The following is a 2,326-nucleotide window of genomic DNA, read 5'->3' on the forward strand; positions in this document are numbered from 1 at the left end:
AAGCACTCCTCACTCCTCACTCCTCACTCCTCACTCCTCACTCCTCACTCCTCACTCCTCACTCCTCACTCCTCACTCCTCACTCCTCACTCCCTGTCTCCCTGTCTCCCCGTCTCCCCGTCTCCCTGTTCCAGCTTCAAAAACGCCTCAGCGAATGCCTTGCCAGCCTGGGCATGAAATTTGGCCGAACCGTAATAGTGAACGAAGCCGCCGATCGAGGTCGCGCGATCCCATAACGCAATCTCTTCAGGCGTCAGCAATTTCGATCGGTAATCATCGAGATAAGCTCTTCTCTGCTCTGGCGTCATTGATCCATCTGCATTTGCACTGTCAGGGTGTTTTTTCGCCAATTGCCTGCCCATGGCTTGCACCTTGAGTTGTTTTTGCTCGATGAATCCGAGCGAATCTTCTCGGAACGGCGCGGTCGGAACCGCAACGACGCTTGCTTTGAACTCCTCCATTGCTGCCGGCGCCGCCATTGCCTTACGGAACAACTTCATGCGACGATCGGATTGATTTACCACCCGGAACGTGCCCGGCGTAAAATCCCCATAGACTCCGATCACCCCCACCACGAACGGAAGCTCGGGGGCCTGCAAGTCCTTGCGGACATCGCGAATCAATTGCGTCAGCAGTTGGCTGTATTCTTCATACTGCTTCTCACCCAGGCTATCGGGGTAGGTGGCCGTGTCAACGAAGTCATTCCAACCTTGGAACCAAACGAAGCCCGACAGCTGATAGCCTGCGTCGGGATCGTAGTCCGGATAGACCCGCTTGATATCGGCCAGCACCTTTTTGACATGATCCATCATGTAGCGATAGTTCCGTCCCGTCGCCTCTTCTTTCTGCGTTCTTACTTGATCGAGCTTGCCCCGTTCGCTGTACAGCTCGACCTGATGGTCATTCAGCACATAGGGACCGGCGCCTGGTGGTCGGTAGTCGACACACAAATTTTGACCTCCCCAAGCGGTTTTGATGATTAAGATCGGCCCATCATATGACTCTTCCATGGTGATACCGAACAGATATTCAGGACCGATGAAATCATCGGGCTTCGTGGGGTCTTCTCTGCGAACGCCGTAACCGGCTGTCAACCGACCGAATCCCTCGCCGCCGTACTGGTTCATCTTGCCATTAAGCGACGAGATCCAAACCCTGTCACAAATTCTCGGTTTACCGTCCGGGCCAAGCATCTTGTTGAGCAAAGGTGCGGTTTCCGGATCGTCTCCGATAGAGTCAAAGGTCGAGACTCCCCCCGTGCCGACCATATTCGACTGCCCAGCCATGATGTAAATTTTCAGCGGCTTCTCTGCCATTGCCGGACTGATGCATCCAAGGGTGACAGAAACAGCGAAAAGGAGGTTTGTGATTCGTATCATGATATTCTGCAGGTGCCACAGCTGGCTGGCATGCCCAACTGCGTGTACTGCGAGTTCCATTAGGTTGTAAATCGGGGTCGCCAACAAACCGCCCGGATGGTACAGCGGAGCCCCTTGCTGGCTCGGGTGCCACTGGCTCTGACGGCGCGACAATCGGCCCTAGGTTACCATCTGCGACGTCCGTCCTGAAACCCGGTGACGCTTTTTGCGATCCTTGAGCCGCAATTAGGCAAATGAAGTACTTGCGGCCAGGCCTCGTTTTCGTCCAGATCACCCGATCCAGCAGCGTATGCCATCACGCAGGGGACGGGCCAGCGACTTGCGGGCCAGCGACTTGCAGCCCGACGAATTGCAGGCCGGCAAGAGCCCCCCGTGAAACTCCGCTGCATATCGCTGTTTCCCACGTTTTGGGTTTGCGTGGATAAACATGCGCGAAGGCAACGCCACGGAATTGCCTCATCGCGTGTCTAGATCGTCAGTGACGAACACACCTGTCAACGTGAAGCCAGCCTTACCGGCGAGACTCGTGCTCGAGTGAGGGATCAGAAATCAGCACGACAGCTGTTCGGGTGCGTCAAAGTCATAGCCGTCTACCTCAATTCAATCCGAAAAGGATTGGGACTAGGCAAGTGGATCGTACAACGAAACGTTTAACACGGCAAGAATAATCCCCAGCATCAAGAACCAGAAATTGCGACCGGTGGCGTTTCATAGGGATTTGTGGTTCTCATCGGTGTTCCAAGTCGATGAACCGTGGCGTTCACCTGGCACGTGCAGATGATTTACCATTCCTAAACCGAGCGATACAACCGGCTCGATCGTCACATTCACGATGGTCTCCGGAGATGTAAACGCATCCTCATGCGAACGCGTGGGTTGCGGTTATAGAAGTAAACAACGCAATCGCGAGGTTTGATGTAGGGTGTATCACTTCGGTCTCCATTTCA

1 protein-coding gene is annotated in these 2,326 nt (G+C 54.5%); it reads right to left on the minus strand.

The window, feature by feature from the left end; translation table 11 throughout:
- Positions 1-86: 86 nt before the first annotated feature.
- Complete coding sequence (locus ABX962_RS34875) at positions 87-1,439, minus strand: sialate O-acetylesterase (protein ID WP_372726265.1); 1,353 nt, start codon at positions 1,437-1,439, stop codon at positions 87-89.
- Positions 1,440-2,326: the final 887 nt, after the last annotated feature.

It is taken from the genome of Novipirellula sp. (genome assembly GCF_041583735.1).
Taxonomy (GTDB): domain Bacteria; phylum Planctomycetota; class Planctomycetia; order Pirellulales; family Pirellulaceae; genus Novipirellula.